Here is a 25,525-nt window from a genome sequence, read left to right on the forward strand (position 1 = left end):
TTATAAATCATAGATTGAACGAGGTAGTTATAAGCTACTGGGATTAAAATTGGTTTTTCAGAAGAAAATGTAAGTCTGACTTTCATCTTTTTCCCCCTCACTTTTAACCACTCCAAAAAACTATTTGATAAGATACTGAATGAAAGGAATGTTTCTGTAAGCTATCACTTCCTTGACTTTTTTTCTGTTTCCATTACACGAAATTGAGCGTGGCGCGTCTTTGAACCTAACAACAAAATCGTGAGACTTGTACAAATCCACGATCCTTTCGGTGGCTTGATTGGACAATACAATGGGGTTTGAAAGTTCACAAAGAAATTCCACTAATCTCACTTGATCTTTCCAGTCAAATCCCCCCGCGTTGTAGGCGGTAAATTCTACATCATACGGCGGATCGGCGTATATCAGCGCATTTGATGGAATTTCAACTTCTGAGAAATCTTTACACGTGAACTTCCAGTTTCTAACTATATTTCTGTAAAAAGGGATATCGAATTCGTAATTTATGCGTTTGTATTTTCCAAATGGCGTGTTGAAAAAACCTTTGCTGTTAAATCTTACCAGCCCATTATAAGCCGTTTTGTTGAGGTAATAAAATAAGGCGGCAGCTTTGGGAGTATTCTCTTTGCCATTTTTTATCAATTCATTGAAATTCCTCCGATTTCTGTAGAAAATTTCTTTATCGTTTTCAAAATTCACACCTGTGGAGAAAATATTTATCCCCCGTTGAATTTGAGTATAGAAGTTTATCAAGTGAGGATTTTTATCGTTTAAAATTGCTTCTTTTCTTTCTAAAGCAAATGATAAGGCCGCACCACCTGCGAAAAGCTCTACTAAGATGAGATCGTTGAATTCATCTAAAATAGGCGATAACATCGGGATGATCCATCTTTTCCCACCGGCCCATTTTAACAAAGTTCCGGCCATTTTGCTATTCCTCTCAACATACTAAGTAAATTTTACAGAACTTCCTTCCAAATTCTAACGCTTTTACATGAAGGTGTCAAGAAGGTGTACCTTTTTCGAAATTTTTTGCCATAATTCCTCCGCCCAAAAGACGCTCTCCATCGTAAAGAGCAAGAAGTTGTCCGGGCACGGGTAAAACTTCCCGAGAAAATTCAACAACGCTCTCTTTGCCGTTTTCCAAAATCTTTACGTGACATGGGACTCTTTTCGCCGTACTACGCACTTTACATTCACAATCGAATTCATCTGGCATTTTTTTAAAAAAGTTCATTTGCATGACCATGGCTTCTTTTTTGTACAACTTTTCTTTTTCTCCTACAATTATGGCATTCTTTGAGGGTATTATATCCACCACGTAGACGCGCCTTCCCGTTGCGATTCCCAATCCTTTTCTTTGTCCAATGGTGTAAAGTTGGTATCCGTTGTGCCAACCGATGACTTCCCCGCTGGTATTTAAAACTGGTCCTTTCTTCACGGAAATTTTTCTACTTTCAAAAAATAATTTCATGTTGCCATCTGGTATAAAACACACATCTTGGCTGTCTGGTTTTGAAGAAACTATCAGATCGTTCTTTTCGGCTATTTTTCTCACATCGTCTTTGTTTGAACATTCTCCCATTGGTAAGAGCAGCCCCTTCAATAGTTTCTTTTGAACAAGAGCCAAAAAATACGATTGGTCTTTTTTTATATCTTTCGCGACCAAAATGCCATCTTTATCGATTCTGGCGTAATGTCCGGTTGCCCACAAGGAAGCGCCAATGATTCTTGCGTACTTTGCAAGATAAAAGAATTTTATTCTTTTGTTGCATTTAACACAGGGATTCGGGGTAAGTCCCAATTTGTATCCTTTGATAAAATCATCTATTATCTCTTTTTCGAATTCTTTATGAAGATCTACTATGTGCAATTCAATATTCAATTTTTTTGCTATCTTTTTCACATCTGATATATCATCTGAGCTACAGCGCACCTTCTCCATTTTGAAGTGTACTCCAACGACTTCGTAGCCTTTTTCCTTTAAGAGGAAGGCGGTTACTGCGCTGTCTACTCCACCACTCATCGCCACTAAAACCTTCATCGTTTCTCCTTTCCAGATCGCGATCTTTGATTTTAGATTCCCAAATGTTATAATTTTGAAAAGCAAAAGGTGATGATTTTGAAAAAATTCTCTTGGACGATATCTATAATACTAATTAATTTTGTCATTTTAGTGTCAATTGAAGCGTTAGGCGGCCCGACAATTTACAACCTCTTGAAATTTGGCGGGCAATGGGGACCTTTGGTGGCAAATGGAGAATGGTACAGGATAGTAACCGCCATGTTCGTGCACGCGGGATGGCTTCATCTGTTGTTTAACATGTACGCGCTTTACTATCTTGGCCTTCTCGTTGAAAATATATACGGATCGTCTAAATTCTTGGTTGTTTACTTTCTATCAGGAGTTGTTGGCAATCTTTTAAGTCAGCTTTTTTATTACTCTGTTCCATCGGTGGGAGCGAGCGGCGCAATATTCGGATTGGTAGGTTTATTGTTGGCGGCAACTTATTTCAGAAAAGATTTTCCTTCCACTTTAAAGAGAAGTTTATTGATTTCTTTGCTTCCTATGGTGATTTTTAACATAGCTTACGGCTTTATTCCTGGCACCGATATAAACAACGCAGCGCATTTGGGAGGTTTTGCAACTGGATTGGTGCTGGGTTACTTCATTCCGGCAAGAAGAAGTTGGACATGGAGAAAAAAAGCGTGGACAATTCTGGGTAGCATTGTGGTATTGGCCACGTTTGGGGCGTTTGTTGGTTTGGCAACGAACAATTCCATAATTACGTTACAGCCAACCGTGAACTTTGCAAATTCTTATTCCAAAATGCTTTACGAGCTAAATATGGGTTACACCCCATCGAAATCAGAGATAGAAATGCTGCGACCTTTTAACGATGAAACCTATACCATGAAAAGGGATCTTAATTCATATTTGAAAAATGGAGTCCCTTCTCTAAAAGTTTTAAATAACGAATATGAAGGGTGGATAGAAAAGGTGAAGACAAGGTACAAAGGACTCATTGTTACAAGGAAAACAAGATGAAAAATAAGATATCACAAAACGTTAAACTTTCTAATAAGCTGATTTTGACGAACAAGGTTTTGCTTTCTTTAAAGGTTCTTGAAGAAAATGTTATGGATTTAGAAGAAGAAATATCTGAAGTAGTTGAAGAAAATCCATTTTTAGAGGCTGAATTTCACCTTTCCCAAATAAGAAGTGGAAAGAAAAAACCTGGCGAAAATTCGGAAGACGTTATGGAAAATACCGCTTCACGGGCTAAAACATTGAGGGATCATCTCTTAGAACAGATATACGCTTTAGATGTTAAAGATGAAGAAGAGGAAATATTGTTAACTTTGGTAGACCTGCTTGACATTCATGGATTTCTTACAATGTCCGCGTCCGAGATAGCGAAAGAATTCAACTTCAAAGAAGAAAAAGTGGAAAGAATGATAGAAATTTTCAAAAATCTAACTCCGATCGGAGTTGGTTGCAAAAGCGTTAAAGAAGCGTTGAAAAGGCAAACCGATGATCCAAAAGTAAGGGCTTTAATTGAAAATATAGAAGAGTTACAAAACGACCCACGAAAGTTGATGAAGAAATTAAACCTTTCGAAGGAAGAATTCGATGAAAGTGTTCGAAAATTGAAACAGTTGAATCCTTATCCCGCGAACGGTTTTGCCGATTCAGAATACACAAACTATGTAGAGCCAGATATAATGGTTGTAGAATCGGATGGAAAATTTTCCGTTTTTGTGAATGAAATATTCGACGTTAAGATATCCGCTTCAAATGTGTACGAAAGGTTGATCGAATCTGAAGATGAAGAAAATAGGAAATTTGCGCAGGAACTGTTTGAGAAAGCGAAGAGTTTCGTTGATTCGCTGAACAGAAGAAAAGATACGTTGTTAAAGCTGGGAAAAGTGCTTGTTGAGAAAGAGGAAAGCTTTTTAAGGGGTTCCAAAGTTGTTCCCTTAAGGTTAACAGAAGTGGCAAATGAGATAGAACTGAGCCTTTCGACTGTAGCAAGAGCAGTTTCAACGAAGTACATAAAAACGCCGCGAGGGGTCTATCCTTTAAAATTTTTCTTTTCAAGGGCCGTTTATTCGTCAAATGAGGGAAAAGTTTCAAGAGATGAAGTGAAGGACAAAATAAAATATCTCATCGATCACGAAGATAAGAAGAAGCCTCTGACAGATGAGCAAATCGTGGAGAAATTGAAAGCGGAGGGCATCAATTTGAGCAGACGAGTTGTAGCAAAGTACCGAGAAGAGCTTATGATACCTTCTTCAAGTAAAAGGAGAATGAAATGAGAACAATTGTATTTGCAGGTGGAAAGTATTCCTATGAGGATTTTTATAAAGAAATATCTCAAAAGTGCGATTTTAAAATAGCCGCTGATTCTGGAGCGGAATTCATGAGGAAGATAAATGTTTTTCCAGATCTTATCATAGGAGATATGGATTCCATAACGAAAGAAACCTTATCTTTTTACGAAGAACAAGGTGTTAGGATAAAAAGATTTCCATCACATAAAGATGAGATAGACACCGAACTTGCTTTAAGCGAAGCCGAAAAATTATCCTCTAATTTGATATTGATAGCCGGAGCGTTTGGAAGCAGACTCGATCAGACAATAGCGGTTTTTAGACTTATGCAAAGAAACAAAAGAATTGTGCTTTTCAATGAAATTTTGTACGCAATCTGGACAGACAGAAAAATAACTCTCTCCAGCGCGAAAGGAGAGATCTGGTCTATCTTACCCTTAAAAAGGGATGTGAATGAAGTTAGCTTGGAAGGGTTTGAATATTCCATTTCGAAAAGAAAAATGGAATATCTTAAACCTTATGGCGTCAGCAATCAATCCATTTCTACAAGGGTGAGTATCGATCCGGGAGATGGAGAAGTTTTGATCTTCAGATATCATATGGGAAAAATGGAATGGGTTGAAGAACTTTTGAAAATTTTTGAAGTGAGGTGAGGGATATGGAAGGTGGGAAAACGATACGACAGTTGAAAAAAGAAGCAATGAACCTAAAAATAAAAGGTTATTACAACATGAGAAAGGCCGAATTGGTAGAAGCCATCTCAAAAAGAAAAATGGAGCTCGCCAAGACCGCGCAAGAGCTAAAGAGTATGAAAATTCATCAATTGCGTTCGTTTGCGAAAAGACTGGGATTGAAATTGTCACGCGGAAATACCAAGAATGACCTGATAAATATGATTTCAGAAGTCCTTTCAACGTGGAAAAACGGAAAAAAAGAAACTAAGAGAGTTGTGAATATATCCAGTGTGAACTCAACGCCTTCTCAAGTCATTCACAAAGAAGCTAAAGGCATATTTTCGCAGGCTGATCTGCCGAAATCTTACAACAAAGACAAACTCGTGGGTTTAGAAGTGAATCCCGCGTGGGTATATTTTTATTGGGATTTTTCAAAAAAAACAGAGGAACTCTTGAAAAAGCATGCTCCGTTGATTTTAAGGGTGTACGACGTTACTTATGTGAATTTCAACGGTGCGAATGCACACCGAACTTTTGAATTGGAATTGGATGTCAACGAAAGGAAGTACTATGTTAATGTTCCTTCGCCTGATGCGAATTACATAGCCGAACTTGGTTACAAAGAAGGAGAACGCTTTATCGCTTTGATTAGATCTAACTTAATTTCCACACCTCCAGCTTCTCCAAAAATTTCTCAGATGGAAGTGTGGATGAATTTGAAGACGCGACAGAAATTTTCGGAAATAAGCGTTTCTAAAGAAATGATTCACGTTGAAAAATTAATAGGTGCTTCGTCGTTTTCTCCTTCGAAAGTGGTATCTGGAGGAGGATCTTTTATATGGATGCGTGTAGGAGGACAAGAATGAAGGGAAAATTTTTGATAATGCTTCACGCTCATCTTCCTTACATTAACCATCCGGATTACCCATACTTCATGGAAGAAAACTGGCTTTTTGAAGCGATGACCGAAACTTACATTCCCATTCTTCAAATGTTCAAACGCCTTGCAAGAGATTCTGTTCCTTTCGGCGTTACCATGTCTCTAACCCCACCTTTGCTCGAAATGCTATCTAATAAAACCTTGCAGCAAAAGTACAGAAATCACCTTATTTCGTTGATTGAATTGGCAGAAAAAGAGGTAAATACAACCAAAAATGAAGAAACGTTAAAAAACGTATGCGCTAAAAAATATTTGAACGATTTCAAAGAAACTCTTGATTTTTTTGACTCTTGCAATGGTAACATTGTAAAAGAATTTCAAGAAGTAGAAAAAAGCGGAAATCTGGAATTGATAACGTGTAACGCCACGCACGGCTTCTTACCGTTGATGAGGGTCAATCCCAAGGCGGTTCATGCTCAAATTGCTTTGGGTGTGAAGGCTTTTAAGGAAAGAATAGGAAAAGATCCAAAAGGTATGTGGCTCGCCGAATGCGGATACTATCCTGGTTTGGATAAAGAATTAGCTGAGCAAGGGATAAATTTCTTCTTCGTTGACTCACACGCGCTGTGGTATGGAGATGTTCCACCTCGCTACGATGTTTACAGACCTGTTATAACTCCCAACAATGTTTTTGCATTTGCGAGGGATCCAGAATCAAGCGAACAGGTATGGTCAGCACAATTCGGATATCCTGGTGATTATAATTATCGTGAATTCTACAGAGATATAGGATTTGATAGAGACTTAGATTACATACGCCCTTACATTGATCCTGCTGGAAACAGAATTAACACGGGAATAAAATATCATAGGATCACCGGAGATGTTTCATTGAAAGACAAGGCGCTGTACGATCCTGAAAAAGCTGTAGAAACGGCAAAGAATCACGCAAAGGACTTTTTGTCAAAAAAAGAGGCTCAAATCCTCCGTTTGTCTCGTTCAATGAAAGTTGAACCGGTAATAGTCGCGCCATTTGATGCTGAGCTTTTTGGACACTGGTGGTATGAAGGCCCCATTTTTTTGGAATATTTGCTTAGAGAAATGGCCACTTCTTCCATCGTTGAGTCTTCTACCCCTTCAAAAGTGATAAGCAATTTAGAAAATGTGCAAATGCTAACTCCGGCGATGTCAACGTGGGGGGCAAATGGTTACAACGAAACATGGTTAAACGGATCAAACGATTGGATCTACCTTCATTTACACGAAGCGGAAGAGAGAATGACCGAATTGGCACAAGCTTACAAAGAGGCAACCGATCCGTTGTACATTCGCGCTTTAAACATGTGCGCAAGGGAACTCATGCTCGCAGAGTCAAGCGACTGGGCTTTTATAATGACAACAGGAACAACTGTTGAATATGCTGTTAACAGAACTAAAACACATTTATCACGTTTTCTTGAGTTATACGACGCAATAAAGGCGCATAATATAAACGAAAAATCATTGGAATATTACGAATGGGTAGATTCCATCTTTCCTTATATGGATTACAAACTTTATGCGTGAGGCGGAATGCTGAGACGGTAAGAGACACAGAGCTTTAAAAAAGAGTAGGAGGTAAGTAAGAGATGGCAAAAGAAATGAAAACGATGGATGGAAACACGGCTGCGGCTCATGTGGCGTACGCTTTTACAGAAGTCGCCGCTATATTTCCGATCACGCCTTCTTCACCAATGGCCGAATTGGTTGACTATTGGTCGGCAAAAGGCAGAAAGAACATTTTTGGCCAACGGGTAAAAGTCGTGGAAATGCAGTCTGAAGGTGGAGCTTCAGGAGCGGTTCATGGTTCTTTGGCTGCGGGTGCTTTGACGACAACCTTTACGGCTTCTCAAGGATTGCTTTTGATGATACCGAACATGTACAAAATAGCCGGTGAACTTTTACCGGGAGTCTTTCATGTTGCCGCTCGTTCAGTAGCATCTCACGCCTTGTCCATTTTTGGAGATCATTCAGATGTTATGGCGACACGTCAAACAGGTTTCGCACTTTTGGCTTCTGGAAGTGTTCAAGAAGTCATGGATTTGGGAAGCATAGCACATCTTTCCGCCATCAAATCAAGGGTTCCATTTTTGCATTTCTTTGACGGATTTAGAACATCACACGAAATTCAAAAGATAGAAGTGCTCGATTACGATGATCTGGCAAAGCTTGTAGATTACGATGCTGTAAAGGCTTTCAAGGATAACGCTTTAAACCCAGAACACCCAAAAACCATGGGAACTGCCCAAAATCCAGATATTTTCTTCCAGGCTAGAGAATCCTCAAACAAATTCTATGAAGCCACGCCTGACATAGTTGCGGAATATATGAAAGAAATATCTAAATTGACAGGAAGGGAATACAAGCCGTTTAATTATTACGGTGATCCAGAAGCTGAAAGGGTAATCGTTGCCATGGGTTCGGTAACGGAAACGGCGGAAGAAACCGTTGATTATCTCATGAAAAAGGGAGAAAAGGTTGGGCTTATAAAGGTTCACCTTTACAGACCTTTCTCTGAAAAGTACTTCTTCGATGTTTTGCCAAAAACTGTCAAAGTTATAGGTGTACTTGACAGGACAAAGGAACCGGGTTCTCTTGGCGAACCTCTGTATGAAGATGTGCGCACGATGTTCTATGGTAAGGAAAACGCACCTGTTATCGTTGGAGGGCGTTACGGATTGAGTTCAAAAGATACGACGCCGTCTCAGATAAACGCCGTATTTGAGAATTTGAAGAATTCCACTCCAAAAGATCATTTCACGATAGGCATAGTTGACGATGTAACGCATACTTCTTTGGAAATTAAAGAGGAGATTTCAACTGAGGATCCAGAAACCATAAGATGTAAATTCTGGGGATTTGGTTCTGATGGAACGGTTGGTGCCAATAAACAGGCAATAAAGATCATAGGTGATAACACCGATTTCTACGCTCAGGGATATTTCTCCTACGATTCTAAGAAATCCGGAGGCGTTACCGTTTCTCATCTTAGATTTGGTAAGAATCCCATTAGATCTACCTATCTTATCAACACCGCCGATTACATAGCTTGCCATAAGCAGTCTTACGTTTACAGGTACGATGTGCTTAGCGGTTTGAAAAAGGGTGGCACATTCGTTTTGAACACGAATTGGTCAGAAAAGGATCTGGACACTTATTTGCCAGGAAGTATGAAAAAGTACATAGCAGAAAACGACATAAACTTCTACATAATAGACGCCACTAAGATAGCTATGGAAATAGGACTCGGCACAAGAATTAACATGGTAATGCAAGCTGCTTTCTTCAAACTTGCCAACGTTATACCAATAGAAGATGCCGTTAAATACCTTAAAGACGCCATTAAAAAGACGTATGGAAGAAAAGGTGAAGACGTTGTCAAAATGAATTACGAGGCTGTGGATAGAGGAATAAACGCTTTGGTCAAAGTGAACGTTCCACCTTCATGGAAAAATGCACAAGAAGAGAAGAGTCCTTTGAATTTGAACGATGAAAACAGACCCGAATTCGTGAAAAACGTTGCGGATGTCATAAACAGGCTTGAAGGAGACAAATTACCGGTTTCCACCTTTGTTGGAAGGGAAAACGGTGAATTTCCAAACGGTTTGGCCGCGTATGAAAAACGTGGCGTAGCAGTTATGGTCCCTGAATGGGACGTGAGCAAATGTATTCAATGTAATATGTGCGCCTTTGCCTGTCCTCATGCCGTTATAAGACCGTTCCTTTTGAATGAGGAAGAAATGAAAAAGGCTCCAGAAGGATTCGAAACAAAGAAAGCCATTGGAAAAGGCATGGAAGGATTGAATTTCAGAATTCAAATTTCTCCGCTCGATTGTACGGGTTGCGGTGTCTGTGTCGATGTGTGTCCGGCACCCGGAAAAGCGCTTACTTTGAAACCTTTGGAAACACAGGAAAAAGAAGTAAAGAACTGGGAATTTGCCATAAATGAGGTTTCGGAAAAAACCCCACTTCCGGTTGAAACTGTCAAGGGAAGTCAGTTTGTCAAGCCACTTATGGAATTCTCCGGAGCTTGCGCGGGGTGTGGAGAAACTCCTTACGTGAAATTGGCAACGCAACTCTTTGGCGATAGAATGATAATAGCCAACGCGACTGGTTGTTCGTCTATTTGGGGAGCGTCAGCTCCATCTACGCCTTACACGACGAACTCCAAAGGTTACGGCCCAGCGTGGGCAAACTCTCTGTTTGAAGATAACGCTGAATACGGTCTTGGAATGGCGGTAGCGGTAAGACAAATAAGAGATAGGCTTGAAGATCTCATGAAAGAATTACTCACGTTAGACATTCCACAAGATATGAAAGCGCCTTTTGAAGCGTGGATAAATGGTAGAGAAGACGCAAACGCTTCCAAAGCGGCAACTCTCGAGATTTTGAAAGTACTTGACAGAGATGTTCAAAATCCAAGAGCGAAAGAAATACTTCAAATGATCAAAGAAAGAAAAGACATGCTTGTGAAGAAGTCAATCTGGGCCATAGGTGGAGACGGATGGGCTTACGATATAGGTTACGGTGGGTTAGACCATGTTTTAGCCTCTGGTGAAGACATAAACATCCTTGTTTTGGATACTGAAGTGTACTCTAACACCGGCGGACAATCATCAAAGGCAACTCCAGAAGCTGCCATAGCAAAGTTTGCGGCATCTGGCAAAAAGACGAAGAAAAAAGATTTAGGTCTTATGGCAATGGCGTACGGATACGTTTACGTTGCGCAAGTTGCAATGGGAGCCGATAACAATCAACTCGTAAAGGCCATGACCGAAGCTGAAAAGTATCACGGTCCATCCCTCATAATAGCTTACGCTCCATGTATAAACCACGGTATAAAAGCGGGGATGAACAAAACTCAAGATCAGGAAAAGAGAGCCGTTAAAGCTGGTTATTGGCATCTCTACAGGTACAATCCTCTCTTGAAAGAGGAAGGGAAGAATCCGTTCATTCTTGATTCTAAAGAACCAACGGAATCTTTCAGAGATTTCCTCATGAGCGAAGTAAGGTTTGCATCGTTAAAGATAGAATTCCCAGACGAAGCAGAAGAGCTTTACAAAAAAGCGGAAAAAGACGCACGCGAGCGTTACGAAACTTACAAGCGTCTTGCTTCAATGCAATAAAAATTGTAAAATTCACACAAAAATGTTAAGATCTTAGGGTGCGCAGCCCTAAGATCTTTTTTTTTTCGCAACTTTAGTTTGAGAAGTGGAGAATTCAATGGGAGAAAAATCAAGAGAGTACTTTGCCGTGTGGCTTACAAATCACAGGCCCACCTTTGTGGTGGTTCATACCGAAAACTCGACTAATTTCTTTCAGCAGCCAATGTCTTTGACTTTAAAGCGCCAAGGAAAAGGTTATGCTTTCTCCGTCCGAACAGATAAAGAGCTTTGTGAGTTGGAATTGGATATCGAATTCAACGCCTTTTGTTCCGATAAGTACACCGAGAATTCCATCACGATAATGGATATGAAAAGTTCAGTGGAAGTGATAGAAAAGTATCAAAGGAACGGATTTTAAAAAAACTGAAATTCAGTTTAATATGTTTTGGTGGCATTGATCCTAAGGATCAATGCTTTTTTGTGGTAAAATCATATAAATGTGGTAAAATGTTATTCTTTGGAGGAAAGCAAATGAAGATAAAGATTCTTGTTGACAGCACTGCCGATATAAAGAAAGAATGGTTAGAGGCATTTGATGCAGAGCTAGTTCCTCTTAAAGTTATCTGGTCTGATGGAAGTTCGGAAGACGATGAAAGAGATCCAGAAGCGCTAAAAGATTTTTACAACCGACTTAGAAATTCGAATGAAATACCGAAAACGTCCCAGCCGACTGTCTTTGAATTTCTCCAAAGGTATAGAAATGCCGAACAGGAAGGTTATGAAGGTGTAGTTGTAATAACACTGTCTTCAAGAATGTCCGGCACGACGAATTCCGCGGCAACCGCAGCGAAAGAAGCCAGTATACCGGTAGAGGTTTTTGACACGAAACTCGCTTCAAGCGTTAACGCCCTTGTTGTAAGAAGAGCGCGTGAATTGGCAGAAGAAGGAAGAAGTCCAAAAGAAATCGTCGAAATTCTTCAAAAAGAAAGAAATGAAAAGAGATTTCAAGCTCTATTCTACGTTTCCGATTTCAACTATTTGGTACGCGGAGGGCGAGTTTCAAGATTTCAGGGATTTCTGGGTACCATGTTTAAAATAAAAGTTGGCATATGGATAGATTACAATGGCGATATGATTCCTTTCGATAAAGTAAGGGGAAGGTCAAAAGCTTACGATCTGTTGCTTGAAAAAGTGAAAAATGAGATTCCGTTCGACAGCAAGGTTAGACTCGCGATGATCCATGCGGACGCGGAAGAAGAGGCAAGGGAACTTTTGGAAAGAATAAAAATGCGGTATAACGTTGTGGACGAATCCTTTCACAGAACAGGCAAAGTCATAACCACTCATGTAGGACCCGGAATGTGTGGATTTGGCATAGAACGGATAGACTAAGTAATTAAGAAGGTAAGGTGATATGGTGGAAAAACTGTCTATAAAAAAGCGGGTAACAGCGCAAGATTGCGCAACACACCTTAAAAGTGGGGAGGTAGAAGTACTTTCCACACCAACAGTTTTAGCTTGGATGGAAGAAGCGTGCGCAGAGCTTTCAAAAAAATTCCTAAATGATGGTGAAACGACCGTTGGAGCTCACGTTGAGCTTGATCATTTGGCACCTGCTTTTATTGGAGATAGAGTTGTTGTTGAAGCTTCACTTGTAGAAAAAGGAAAGAGAAAGTTATCTTTCAACGTTACAGCCAAAAAAGATGAAACCCTCCTGGCAAAGGCGTTTCATGTGAGAGTTATAGTAAATAAAAGGAAGTTTTCAAAATGAAAATAGAAAACATAATCCCAGTCGCGCTGGGTAAAGCCCCGGCGGATGTGCTTTTAAAGAATTGTAAGATAGTTAACGTTTTCAGTGGAGAAGTAGAAGAAGGAAACATCGCCCTTTACAGAAAGAGAATCGCAGGAATAGGCGACTATACCGAAGCAAAAGAAGTCATAGATGTGAAAGGTGCTTACGTTGTACCCGGGTTGATAGACGCCCATCTTCATATAGAAAGTTCCATGGTGGAACCCGTAGAATTCGCGCGTGCCGTGCTTTCTAGAGGGACAACAACGGTTATAGCTGATCCACATGAGATCGCGAACGTCATGGGAGTGTCTGGCATAGAATACATGCTTCAGTATACGGAGGGCGTTCCGTTGAATATATACATGATGATCCCATCATGTGTTCCGGCAACGGATATGGAAATTAGTGGAGCTAACATTTCATCTGTTGATACGATAACGCTTGTTACCAAGTATCCAAGGGTTCTTGGTTTGGGTGAAGTCATGAACTATCCCGGAATTCTGAACGTCGATCATGATCTGATGACGAGAATAGAGATAATGCGCCATCTCTATAAAAAAGTCGATGGCCATGCACCAGGTTTGTCGAAGAAAGAGTTAAACGCTTACATTTCGGCTTTTATAAGATCCGATCACGAATGTACAACGGAAGAAGAAGCTCTGGAGAAAATCTCGCGTGGCATGCAAGTTTTCATTCGTGAAGGTAGCGTGGCTCGTAACCTCGATGCCCTAATAGGGGCGGTGAATGAGAGAAATGAAAGATTTTTCTCTTTTTGCACCGATGATCGCCACCCGGATGATATAATCAAAGATGGTCACATAGACAACATGGTACGCCGAGCAATTTCAAAAGGTGTTAATCCGATCACAGCGATAAGGATGGCAAGCATAAACACCGCACTTCACTACGGGTTGCGGAGCATGGGTGCCATAGCACCTTCGTACAAAGCGGACATGATAGTAACTGATTCTTTGGAGAATTTCTATCCTCGTATTGTTATAAAAGATTCTCAAATAATAGCGAAAGACGGAAAAATAGTGTCCGAATTTAAGGGAAATGAAGGTCATAAATTCATAGCGAAGATGGATGGAAACTTCAAAACGCCACATATCTCCGTGGACGATTTGAAAGTAGAATCAAATGCCAAGAAGACTCGAGCCATTAAAATCTTCAACAACAGTTTGGTGACAGAAGAAGAGATCTTCGATTTTCCTCCAAACGAAATACCAAACACAAAAATGGATGTGTTGAAGATAGCCGTCGTAAGCAGATATACTCCTCAAAAGTCTGTATCTGTTGGGGCAATTCACGGATTGGGTTTAAAAAGTGGGGCAATTGCCACGTCCGTGGGACATGATTCTCACAATATGTCAGTGGTTGGGACAAACGATGTTGATATGATGATAGCGATAAACAAGATAATAGACATGCACGGTGGAATAGTCGTGGTGGAAAACGGTAAGATTTTGGCTGAGCTTCCACTTCCAATAGCTGGGTTGATGTCAGATCTTACAATGGAAGAAGTTGCTGATAGAATAGAAAAATTGAAAAAAGCTGCACATTCGCTTGGTACACAAATTTCAGATCCTTTTATGGTCTTATCTTTTATTCAACTCGCCGTTATTCCAAAGTTAAGAATAACGAATCTTGGTTTGGTTGACGCTGAAAAACATGAATTCGTAAGTTTAGGATACGAGGGGGAATGATGTATGTCTAAAACGACAACGAAAAGAGATGTTTTTTCCGTAATAGGAAAGAAAATACCGAGAGTGGACGCCATTCAGAAGGTAAAGGGTGAAGCAAAATTCGTTGCTGATTTTGACGTTAAAGACATGCTGTACGGTGTGCTGGTGCTTTCAAAACACGCGCGTGCACTCGTTAAAAAGATAGACACTTCTAAAGCTAAGAGTTTAAAAGGTGTAAAAGCGGTCTTAACCTACAAAGATGTGCCAGGCGAAAACCAGCTGGGAGAAGTCGTAAACGATATGCCATGTTTGGTACCAGAAGGTGAAGAAGTCAGATATCATGGGGATGTTGTGGCTTTGGTAGCCGCTGAAACGCTCCAAATAGCAAAGAAAGCCGCGGAGCTTGTTGAAGTGGAATACGAGGAATTGCAGCCCGTTTTAACTATAGAAGAAAGCCTTAAAAATGAAATAAAGGTTCATCCTGATGGGAATATTCTTACTTCGAAGAAAATACGAAAGGGAAACGTTGAAAACGGATTCTTCGAATCAGATCTTGTGATAGAAGATGATTTCTACGCACACTATCAAGAACAGGCTTATCTGGAACCTCAAGGGATTCTCACACTTTACGATAACAATTATGGTTTAACAGTCTACGGTTCGATGCAATGTCCTTATTACGTTCAGGAAATGGTGCCAAGAGTTTTAGGTATGCCTATGAACGAGGTAAGGGTAATTCAAGCCGAAACCGGAGGAGCTTTTGGGGGAAAAGAGGATGTTCCCTCTTACGTTGCCGCTCAATGCGCGTTGCTAACTTATCATACGAAAAGGCCTGTTCTGCTTACCTATTCAAGAGAAGTGGATATACAGACGACTAGCAAACGTCATCCTATAAAATCTCATTACAAGATAGGTGTTACCAAAGATGGGAAGATAAAAGCTGTTGAAGTAACCGCTCATATGGATATGGGGGCTTACGCGACCCTTTCACCAATAGTCATGTACAGAAGCCTTGTCCATGCCGCTGGGGCGTACGAGATTCCAAATGTCAAAGTGGATATTGACGGTGTTTACACGAATAAAGTTCCGTGTGGGGCATTCCGAGGTTTTGGAAGCCCACAGGTACTTTTCGCAATAGAATCCATCGTTGACGAGGCTGCAAAAAAGTTGAATATGGATCCAATTGAATTTCGTTTGAAAAACGCTTTACGTGTTGGTAGCCGAACCGCAACAGATCAACTTTTAGAAGAATCAGTGGGAGCAGTTGAAACCATTGAACACGCTGCGAAAATTTCGAATTATCCAGAATTGAAGAAAAGTGTGAAGGAATTCAATTCTCATAACATGTTTAAGAAAAGAGGAATTGGTGTTTCTCACATAATTTACGGCATGTCACTTGGGGCCGCCGGTCAGCATTTGGACGCTGCAGGATCGTTGATACAAGTTCATAAAGATGGAAGTGTTAACGTCCACATAGGCAATACAGAAATGGGTCAAGGGGCAAAAACGGTTATAGCCATGATCGCTGCAGAGGCTTTGGGACAAAAAGTAGACAAGATCCGCGTAGACAATCCAGACACTTCTTACGTTCAAGACAGTGGACCAACGGTTGCATCTCGTGCAACTGTTTTCAGCGGCAACGCTGTGAAAGAGGCCGCCGAGAAGATCAAATCAAGAATGTTAGCGCATTTTGCCAAAACGCGTGGAATTTCTATAGAAGATATCGCAATGGAAAAAGGAGTTGTTAAAAGCGCATTTGACCCCGAAATAGAAGAAATCACATTCGATAAGCTGGCAGAAGAATGCTACAATTCCAACGTGAAAATGGTGGAAAGAGGATGGTTTATTTCGCCAAAGTTAAAATGGGATGCAGAGACTGGTATAGGAGAAGCCTATATAACATACGCTTATGCAACTCAAATAGTGGTGGTAGAAGTAGATTTGTTAACCGGAAAAAGCCACGTTGTGGAAGCGTACACTTCGCACGATGTTGGTAAGAAGCTCAATCCCAACGGTCTCGTTGGTCAGGTACAAGGTGGATTCGTACAAGGCATGGGATATGGACTTTTTGAGAACATAAAGACGGTTGATGGGAAAATAATAACTGATAATTTCAACACCTACATAATACCTACCGTTATGGATATTCCAAAAAAACTTGAAATAGACTTCGTGGAAGATGAGTATTCGAAGGGACCATTTGGAGCAAAGGGAATAGGTGAACCATCGTTGATGCCAACTCCAGCGGCCATAGCCAACGCGATATCCGATGCGATTGGAAAAAGAGTCAAAAGAATTCCGGCAACGGCCGAATATGTTTTGAATCTTATGGATAATGAACAATAATTACATTTACGCGCTTACGCGAGCATACATTTTACATGGGAGGTAATAAAATGAGCAACAAAAAAGTAATAGGGCCAACATTTGAAGAGATGTTGCATCCCGAAAAAATCGATCCGAAAGTGAGAAAACTCGCACTGCAGAAATTCAAGGAAGATCCACTTGATCCGATCAACTTCTTTAACATCACATGGAAAGGACCTGATAACAAGATAAAGTACGTCGTTTTACCAAAAGAATTGACTGGCGTGGACGCCAATATAATAGTGATGTACGGTAGGGATTTTCCGACGGGAAGCCATAAAGTTGGAGCAACTTATTCCATAATGGCGGAAAAAGTTATAAGGGATGAAGTTGATCCTTCTTACCACACACTCGTGTGGCCGTCCACAGGAAATTACGGTATAGGTGGAGCCTGGGTTGGATGCAGAATGAAGTTCGATTCTGTTGTTATCCTTCCCGAAGAAATGAGTAAGGAAAGATTTGACATCATCAAATCGTACGGTGCGAGAGTCATCGCGACACCGGGATGCGAATCCAACGTTAAAGAAATATACGACAAGGCAAAAGAATTAAAAGCCGAAAATCCAGACAAAGTCAGAATACTCAACCAATTCGAGGAGTTTGGAAATTACAGATTTCATTACTATGTAACGGGAAATACCATGCTTGAACTTGTTAAGAATGAAGGCATAGGAAACGGAAGAATCGCCGCCATTGTTTCTGGAGTTGGTTCTGCCGGAACGATCGCGTGTGGAGACAGGGTAAAGCAGGAATTCCCTGAAACAAAGGTTGTTACCCTTGAACCTATTCAATGTCCCACCATTTCAATGAATGGGTATGGTGGTCATGACATACAAGGTATTGGCGACAAACACGTTACCTGGATTCATCATGTTACGAACAGCGATGCGGTTGTTGCGGTGGATGATATGGAATCCAAGAAAGGTCTTCAGCTTCTAACCGATGAAGTGGGAAAGTCATTCCTTAAAGAGTTCATTTCAGCGGATCAAGTTGAAGAAATGTCAACCATCTTCGGAATTTCTGGAGTGGCAAACGTTTTGGGTGCAATAAAAGTTGCGAAAAAGTACGGCTTAGGACCTAATGACAACATTGTAACCATTGCAACCGATACAATAGAAAGATATAGAAGTGTTATGGCAGATCTTGACAAGAGATTTGGGAAGATGGATAGAGCGGAGGCAAAGGCTCGCTTTGAATCCATATTCATGGGAGTAAAAACGGATTGGTTCTTTGAAGGCACTCTTGAAAACAGAAGAAGATGGCACAACCTGAAATACTATACATGGGTTGAGCAGCAAGGAAAGACTGTTGAAGAGCTTAATGAACAATTGAAAGAGGAATATTGGTTGAAACAGCAGGAAATGGTAAAAGAAACTGATAAACTCATCATGGAGTACAGGGAAAGAGAAGGAATATACGGCGTTGATTGAAAACTTTGAAATATTTGACGCATAACCACCACGTGGCTGCGCGTTATAAGTAAAGTTTATTTGGAAAGGGGAGAAAAGGGTTTTGGAAAAAAACGAAAGAATTTACAAAGTAGGTGATGAACTCCTCTTTCCGGCTGTTACCAATTTTTTGGAAATTTTAGATGAAGAACAACGTGCCGCTGTCTTAGATGAAGGCGGCACTTCTTTGGTTGTTGCCGGTCCTGGTTCCGGAAAAACCAGAACTATAACTCATAAGATAGCTTTTCTCGTTTCCAAAGGTGTAAAACCAAATGAAATACTGCTTGTAACTTTCACACGGGCAGCTGCAAAAGAGATGATTTTAAGAGCACAAAAAGTATCTAATAATAATTTAAGCGGAATGCTCGCTGGAACCTTTCATCACGTTTGCAATTACCTTCTCAGAAAATACGCAAATTTTTTGAAGATAAATCCAAATTTTTCCATCCTCGATGAAGAAGATGCCAAAGTTCTTGTGAAACAGGCGAGGAATTCCGTCGTGAATAAAAACGAAAAATTTCCATCTCCAAACGTTTTGAGAAAGATTTTTTCTTTGAAGGTAAACCTTCAAAGCGATATTGAGAGCGTTGTTTTAGAAAGATTTCCTTATCTTTATTCTATCGTAGACAGGATAAAGGAAGTTGGAAAACGTTACGAGGATCTGAAAATAAAATTGGAAGCTTTGGATTATGATGATCTGTTGGAATACACGAACCAATTGCTAAGCGTAAAAAGTGTAAGGGAAAAAGAGGCTTCAAGGTTTAAATGGGTTTTGGTAGACGAATTTCAGGACACAAATAAGATACAGTACGAAATAGTTCAAAAACTTTCGTCGGTTCATGGTAATTTAATGGTTGTCGGGGATGATGCGCAAAGTATTTACTCTTTTAGGGGCGCTCGATACGAAAACATATTTGATCTTTCTCACAAGGAAAGAATAAAGATTTACAAGATACAGACCAATTATAGAAGTTCTCCAGAGATAGTGAATCTTGTAAATGCCCTTATTCCAAATAACGTCTTTCAAAAAAAACTTAAAGCTGTGAAACCACATTCATTGCGTCCAATTGTGGTAAGCACATGGACTTCGTACGAAGAAGCCGAATTCATTGCAAACGAAATTTCAAAGTTAATGAAGAGTGGAATAAAAGCAGAAGAAATAGCGGTGCTTTACAGGGCGCATTCGCACTCATTGGAAGTTCAGATGGAACTCTCGAAATTGGACATACCATTTAAAATAAAATCGGGGATAAAATTCACCGAATCGGCGCACGTAAAAGATATTTTGGCATTTTTGAGAGCCTTTAACAATCCGAAAGACGAGCTCTCGTGGAGAAGAGTCTTTTTGCTTTTCACGGGCATTGGAAAGAAAGGCGCCGAGAAGGTTGTATCTTTTGTGATGAGTCAAAAAGATCCTTTGGGTGCCGTTAAGGAAATCGGAAGATTCGGTAAAAAATACGAAGCCATAGAAGAACTGTTTAAGGGTTTATTTGATCGCTCAGCAGTGCACGAATTTATAGAATATATTTACGATACATTTTATTCCGATTATCTTGCCATGACATTTGCTGATTTCAAAGACAGACAATCCGATGTAAAAAAACTAATAGAAATATCTAAAAGATACGCCAATATTACCGATTTTCTTTCTGATTTGGCCATAACTGAAGATTCAACGCTTACAAGCAACGGCAAAGATCTGGAGCAAGTAACTTTAACAACGGTTCACCAGGCAAAGGGATTAGAGTGGAGAGTTGTCTTTATTCTCGCGGTGAATCCGGGAGATTTTCCTTCTTTTATGGGAATTAAAAGCGGAAATTTGGATGAGGAATGGAGAATATTTTACGTTGCCATCACGCGCGCGAAAGAGTATCTCTACATCTGCCATCAGGCTGGAAGTTCAAGATCTAATTACTCTAATTACAAATTCGATGTATCTCAAGAATACGATTTCGTTGAAAGCATTCCTCCATCCCTGTACGAAAGGTGGGTAGCAAAATAAGGGGGGCAAAAAATTGTTAACGCTGGTAATGAAAAATACGAACAACGCTAGAAGTTTTTTGAGAGCACTGCCAAAGTGTGGATGCTTTCCGAGCATAAACGGATTTGAAGTAAAAGAAAAAGAAGTACACTTCGTCATTGGAGAGCTTGAACCTCATTCTGATAGAATAAGTGATGAGGAATTTATAAAATTGTTCAAGTCTCTCTACGAATGTGCAAGACATGGTATTTACTTTGGACGTGTCACAAAAGACAGGATTAAGGTTCAAAAGGGAAAGACCGTAATAATACCAAATTTTGATACGCTTCCAAGGGTAATAAGTGGACAAATAGAAAACCCATTTTCTTTCTTTACAACTGTGAAAACCCTGGCTACTATTTTTAGAAATTCTGGAGGGTGGCCTTCAAAAATATACAGAGAAAAGATGGATGCCATCTTTCATCTCATGAAAGAATTATCATTAGAAGTTCAAAATTCACAATTATTTTTACCTTCTTTAGGCGTGTGGAGACACGAAAAATTCATTGAGGCTTTGAAAAATGCCCAAGGACACATCTACGTTCCAATGATTGGTGCTGAAAGATTTCTTCCATTTCTTTCAAAAATTGGAAGAATATTCTCTTCGATTGAAGAAATAAAAGAAGAGGTTTATCGACAAAAAGAGTGGCGTAACATATTTTCAAACGAAAAAGAATTGTCTAAATCCGATCTAATGGCTCTGGCCTTTTTCTTTCCAATGGAAGAAAAAATCCCATACTTTTTTAACACTGCCGACTCTGTAGAAATGCATGTTTTTTGCAATCAGCTACGTCAACTGTATCCCAGCGTAAAGATTGTGGAATTTTTGCATCCTTTTTTTGAATTTCCTGCTGAAAGGACTTTGTTTGCTCCAAAGATCTCAAAAGAAGAGATTCCGTGGTTTTTAAGAACTTTTTTTGGAAGAGATACCATCTTAATGACTGATGTAAAGACACTTTTTGCAAGCACGAAAGGGGAACTCTTCGCACTTTCATCATCCATTTTAAATGGACGTTACGAATTTGTGGAAAATACGTGGAAAGTGTATCCTTTACCCTATGAAGCTCCGAAACCTTATTTTCTTATCAAAAGTGCGAGGCATTTGGCTAGAATAGGAGAAAAACCAAGTTTGGGGCTTGAATATGTGAAAACAGCTGAAAACATTTCCGGGAGAAAACTGGAGTTATTCGAATCTCTAAAGGCCTTCTTTTACAAGGTACTTGGAAAGTATGAAAAAATGAATTTCCATTTTGAAAAAGCCGAAGAGTTCGGTAAAAGAACGTTTAGAAACGCTTACTATGCAGTGGTCTTATCTATGAATGGAAAAAACTTTTCACTGATGAAAAACAACACTTCTCCTCTTATTGAGATAATGAGAAAGTACGCTGTTCTCGTTTCGAAATTCAAAAACGTTGTTGATTTTTACGATGAGATAATCTTTCCTCTTGAAAAAATACGTTCCCTTCAGGCAAGAAGAGTGGAATGTATGGCAAGAAATTATGCTGGATTGATGCTAGAACTCGAAGGCAAGATAGAAGAAGCGATAGATGAGTTCGAAACGGCCCTTTCCATAGCCCAGGAGTACAAATTCAACGATTTAAAACCTCTTATAGAGATGAATATTTCAATCATTTTAAGTGAGAAGATGATTTCAAAATCCAACGAGGAAGCGCTTCGATCTTTGAAAGATTCCATGAATGAGGGATTGAAAAACATATTGTCTTTTTCCTATTTAATGCTTGCCTTAAACGCGATTGAGACTGGAGAAATAGAAAAAGGAGAAATATTTTTGAAAAATGCGTTAAAGGCTGATCCGGCTGTATCATCTTACGCCAATGAGTTTAAAGTGAGAATAAACGTTGAAAATCTTGAAGATAAAGGAATAGAAAATGTGGAAGATGTCGAAGAAAGGGAAAATTTGAAATTCATGTACGCTCTTTATACGGACAACGAAAAAATGGTAAGAGAAATGATGAAAAACACTGAAAGTACCAGAATAGAGAAACTATCCTCGTTTTTGAAGAATACAGACCAGATAAAAAAATCTGAAAGTGAGAATTACGATTACCTGATGGCTTACTTTCTGGCAAAACAATTGGATAAAGGCAGCGTGTTCGCGTTAAAGAAATTGGGAAAGAATATCTACATGAACAACTTGAATTTGCAAAAAATCTTTTACGAGGAACAACTTTCAAAGGTCTATAGAAGCAACGGATTAGAAAAATCAGCAGATTATCACATGAATTTGGCCGCGTTAATCGCCAAAAAAGTAGGACTGAAAAGAAGGTATCTTTACCTTTCTCACAAAGTAGAAAGCCGCTCATTTGTAAGAGAATCGTATGAATTTTTCTCATCTTACACCATTTTTAGGAACTTTGGTAATGCTTACGAAACTTTAAAATCGCTTGCGACATTCGTAGCGAAGATTTTAGAAACCGAAATTTTGTGTCAAAATATAGGTGTGGAAAATTACACCTTGCATACAACGCCAGAAGGAAATGTATGGAATACGAGTGAAAAACCGGATATGGACTTTGCGTGGATATTTGGAATGGAGTATTTCGTTTACCTTTACTGGATGCAAAATAACACCCTTTCGATAAGTTTTAAAACTAAGAACATTGATATGGACAAAGCTATTTTGGCTTTAGATCATGTAGTCCCATTTTACGCAACACACGTAGAAAAGAGCCTAACTGATAAGGTTTCGAATATAGATTCGCTTACAAATCTGTATTCCAGAAGGTATATCATGAATAAATTGGCCGAAGAGGTGGAAAGATCAAGGCGCTACAACGAATTTTTGAGTGTCGCCATGCTGGATATAGACAATTTTAAAAGAATAAATGACAGAAATGGACACGATGTGGGTGATGAAGTGTTAAGAAGAGTTGCGCAAATAATCATGGACAACGTAAGGAGCATAGACACAGTAGGAAGATATGGAGGAGAAGAATTTTTAATCGTTTTTCCGCATACTCCGTTGGAGCACGCCGTTAAGAGCTGTGAAAGAATTAGAAGAAGAGTTGAAAGCGCCAAAATAATACCGTCAAATCTTACCGTTTCGCTGGGAGTGGCCCAACTTAACGTAGAAAAAAACGATAGTGTGGACGAAGTGGTTAAAAATGCCGATATAGCTTTGTATTGGGCAAAGTCTTACGGAAAAAATAAGGTGATTCCGTACATCGAAAAAAAGGTGGGTGAAGTATGAACAATCATTTTGTTATCGATCATCCCTTAATTTTACACAAACTTACTATATTAAGGGATAAATCTACCGGTCCAAAGGAATTTCGTGAGCTCGTGAAAGAGATAACCATGTTGATGACGTACGAAGCAACTCGGCACATTGCTTTAAGGGAAAAGATGATAGAAACTCCCTTGGAAAAATGCAAAGGCTACGAAATAAACGATAAAAACATTGTCGTAGTTCCAATTTTAAGAGCCGGTTTAGGTATGATGGATGGATTTTTGCAACTTCTTCCAAATGCTTCTGTGGGTTACGTTGGTCTGTACAGAGACGAAAGAACGAAAAAGCCCGTAGAGTATTACATGAAATTTCCAAAGATGTTTGAAGATACAGAAATTTTCATATTGGACCCAATGCTTGCGACTGGAAAATCCGCTGCAAAAGCCGTGGAATTGGTAAAGAAAAATGGTGGCAAGCACATAACGATGCTTTCTATTCTTGCCGCTCCGCAGGGAATAGAAATTTTAGAGAATTCTCATCCAGATTTGAAAATATACACCTCATCTGTAGACAGGATGCTGAATGAAGAAGCTTACATACTTCCTGGACTTGGAGATGCGGGAGATAGACTTTACAGGACAAAATAATGGTATAATCACCTACTTATGGAGGTGATATCATTTGAAACACAGCAAGAGGGAATTACGAGAAGCCGTGTCGGGATATCTCTTCGTTTTGCCGGCATTGGCGGTAATGTCTGTTTTTGTTTTTTGGCCAGTTGGCTATTCTTTTTATCTTTCTTTTTTCAATTGGAATTACGCACATCTTAAGAGCCCGCAATTCATTGGTTTTGGGAATTACATTCAGCTCTTTCAATTGGATTCGCCTCCGCCGTATTCATTTGTAAAAGCTTTAGCTTACAGCACGGTCTATGTAAGCACGGCAATCGTGCTTATGTACGCGTTTTTCCTTTTTTTACAGCTTTTCAACAAAACAGAAAAGCCACGGCTTTTTGAAACCATATATGTGTTTGGGGTAACCGCTTTGAGTCTTGCTTTTATGAACATTGTCATTCAAAATTTAGACAAAGCCATGTACGTTTCTATCTTTTTCTTAGTTGCGGCTTTGTTATTGATTCTTTTTAGAAAAAGTTCTTTCGTTTCGACCATGAAGCAGCACCACTTTTGGACATTTGTGGCATTGGTAACAACGTATCTTTTTATGAGATATACCTTTGCAAGTCCTTATGGGGTTTACCAATGGCTTAACATTGTCAAGGACAACGGGGATTTTATAAAGGCGTTGTGGAATACAGCATATTACGTTATTTTGTACGTACCTGCAAACATATTTTTCGCTTTACTCGTGGCTTTACTTCTAAACAGATTGAAATGGTTTAAAGCGATTTTGAGAACTTCTTACTTTATGCCATTTGTAACTTCAATAGTCGCGATAAGTTTGGTATGGCAATGGATATACAATGATCAGTTTGGTCTTTTGAATTACGCGCTTTCACTTATGGGACTTCCGCCTCAGGCATGGCTGAAAAACGAAGTTTGGACTATTCCAACAATTGCAGTTATGTCGATATGGAAAACCATAGGATACAATGCGATAATATTTCTTGCCGGTCTTCAGTCCATTGACAAATTTTATTATGAAGCCGCAGACATAGACGGAGCCACAAATACTCAGAAATTCTTTTACATAACGTGGCCCTTACTTTCGCCAATGACCTTTTTCGTGCTTATAGTGTCGGTAATAGGTGCATTTAAGGTATTCACAGAAGTCTACGTTTTGTACCAAGGTGTGCCTGGTCCGTACAACAATAGTGGATTGACCATTGTTTATTACATATTCAACGAATTTTACGGAGATCAACAGATGGGATTGGCATCAGCCGCCGCATACGTGCTCTTTGGAATAATACTGATCTTCACTTTGATCCAATTCAGGGCAAGTCGTAAAAAAGTAGAATACGCTTGAGGTG

The 25,525-nt window shown here is 39.6% G+C and carries 18 protein-coding genes; 16 read left to right on the top strand and 2 right to left on the bottom strand.

Translation table 11 applies throughout. The features are described from left to right. Positions 1–120 precede the first annotated feature (120 nt). Together ACXJIN_RS06715 and mnmA are read right to left on the bottom strand one after the other, a co-directional pair. The gene (locus tag ACXJIN_RS06715) at positions 121–927 is read right to left on the bottom strand and encodes a DNA adenine methylase (RefSeq protein WP_456400694.1); all 807 of its coding nucleotides are present in this window, start codon (positions 925–927) and stop codon (positions 121–123) included. Positions 928–1,003: 76 nt separating this feature from the next. Continuing rightward, a complete protein-coding gene (gene mnmA / locus ACXJIN_RS06720; protein ID WP_456400696.1) occupies positions 1,004–2,044 on the bottom strand; it encodes a tRNA 2-thiouridine(34) synthase MnmA in 1,041 nt (346 codons plus the stop codon). Positions 2,045–2,122: 78 nt separating this feature from the next. Between mnmA and ACXJIN_RS06725 the strand changes: the two genes are divergently transcribed. From ACXJIN_RS06725 to ACXJIN_RS06800, 16 genes are all read left to right on the top strand, one after another. Continuing rightward, on the top strand, positions 2,123–3,049 hold the full coding sequence (locus tag ACXJIN_RS06725) for a rhomboid family intramembrane serine protease (RefSeq protein ID WP_456400698.1): 927 nt from the start codon (positions 2,123–2,125) through the stop codon (positions 3,047–3,049). Further along, entirely contained in the window at positions 3,046–4,320 is a 1,275-nt protein-coding gene (gene rpoN, locus ACXJIN_RS06730; RefSeq protein WP_456400700.1) for an RNA polymerase factor sigma-54, read from the top strand. Before ACXJIN_RS06725 ends, rpoN begins: the two co-directional genes overlap by 4 nt. After that, entirely contained in the window at positions 4,317–4,988 is a 672-nt protein-coding gene (locus tag ACXJIN_RS06735; protein WP_456400702.1) for a thiamine diphosphokinase, read from the top strand. Before rpoN ends, ACXJIN_RS06735 begins: the two co-directional genes overlap by 4 nt. Positions 4,989–4,993: 5 nt before the next feature. Next, positions 4,994–5,875, top strand: coding sequence for a DUF4912 domain-containing protein (locus ACXJIN_RS06740; protein WP_456400704.1), 882 nt, complete (start codon positions 4,994–4,996; stop codon positions 5,873–5,875). Continuing rightward, a complete protein-coding gene (locus ACXJIN_RS06745) occupies positions 5,872–7,455 on the top strand; it encodes a glycoside hydrolase family 57 protein (protein WP_456400706.1) in 1,584 nt (527 codons plus the stop codon). The genes ACXJIN_RS06740 and ACXJIN_RS06745 overlap by 4 nt, the downstream gene beginning before the upstream one ends. A gap of 62 nt (positions 7,456–7,517) precedes the next feature. Then, positions 7,518–11,054: a pyruvate:ferredoxin (flavodoxin) oxidoreductase gene (nifJ, locus tag ACXJIN_RS06750; protein WP_456400708.1), complete on the top strand. Its 3,537-nt coding sequence runs from the start codon at positions 7,518–7,520 to the stop codon at positions 11,052–11,054. A 97-nt stretch (positions 11,055–11,151) separates the two neighbouring features. Beyond that, entirely contained in the window at positions 11,152–11,451 is a 300-nt protein-coding gene (locus ACXJIN_RS06755) for a hypothetical protein (protein ID WP_456400709.1), read from the top strand. 113 nt (positions 11,452–11,564) lie between these two features. Continuing rightward, positions 11,565–12,425: a DegV family protein gene (locus tag ACXJIN_RS06760; protein WP_456400710.1), complete on the top strand. Its 861-nt coding sequence runs from the start codon at positions 11,565–11,567 to the stop codon at positions 12,423–12,425. A gap of 22 nt (positions 12,426–12,447) precedes the next feature. Beyond that, positions 12,448–12,804 (top strand): thioesterase family protein, encoded by a 357-nt coding sequence (locus tag ACXJIN_RS06765; RefSeq protein WP_456400711.1) that lies wholly within the window; start codon positions 12,448–12,450, stop codon positions 12,802–12,804. Further along, positions 12,801–14,531, top strand: a complete 1,731-nt coding sequence (gene ade / locus ACXJIN_RS06770; protein WP_456400712.1) for an adenine deaminase — start codon at positions 12,801–12,803, stop codon at positions 14,529–14,531. The genes ACXJIN_RS06765 and ade overlap by 4 nt, the downstream gene beginning before the upstream one ends. A 3-nt stretch (positions 14,532–14,534) precedes the next feature. Further along, entirely contained in the window at positions 14,535–16,856 is a 2,322-nt protein-coding gene (locus tag ACXJIN_RS06775; protein WP_456400714.1) for a xanthine dehydrogenase family protein molybdopterin-binding subunit, read from the top strand. A gap of 50 nt (positions 16,857–16,906) precedes the next feature. Then, positions 16,907–18,307 (top strand): PLP-dependent cysteine synthase family protein, encoded by a 1,401-nt coding sequence (locus tag ACXJIN_RS06780; RefSeq protein WP_456400716.1) that lies wholly within the window; start codon positions 16,907–16,909, stop codon positions 18,305–18,307. Positions 18,308–18,389: 82 nt separating this feature from the next. Next, complete coding sequence (locus ACXJIN_RS06785) at positions 18,390–20,327, top strand: ATP-dependent helicase (RefSeq protein WP_456400718.1); 1,938 nt, start codon at positions 18,390–18,392, stop codon at positions 20,325–20,327. A gap of 13 nt (positions 20,328–20,340) precedes the next feature. Next, entirely contained in the window at positions 20,341–23,556 is a 3,216-nt protein-coding gene (locus tag ACXJIN_RS06790) for a GGDEF domain-containing protein (protein WP_456400720.1), read from the top strand. Then, positions 23,553–24,182, top strand: a complete 630-nt coding sequence (gene upp / locus ACXJIN_RS06795) for a uracil phosphoribosyltransferase (RefSeq protein WP_456400722.1) — start codon at positions 23,553–23,555, stop codon at positions 24,180–24,182. Before ACXJIN_RS06790 ends, upp begins: the two co-directional genes overlap by 4 nt. A 34-nt stretch (positions 24,183–24,216) precedes the next feature. Then, a complete protein-coding gene (locus ACXJIN_RS06800; RefSeq protein WP_456400724.1) occupies positions 24,217–25,521 on the top strand; it encodes a carbohydrate ABC transporter permease in 1,305 nt (434 codons plus the stop codon). Positions 25,522–25,525: the final 4 nt, after the last annotated feature.

Source organism: Mesoaciditoga sp. (assembly GCF_054006115.1).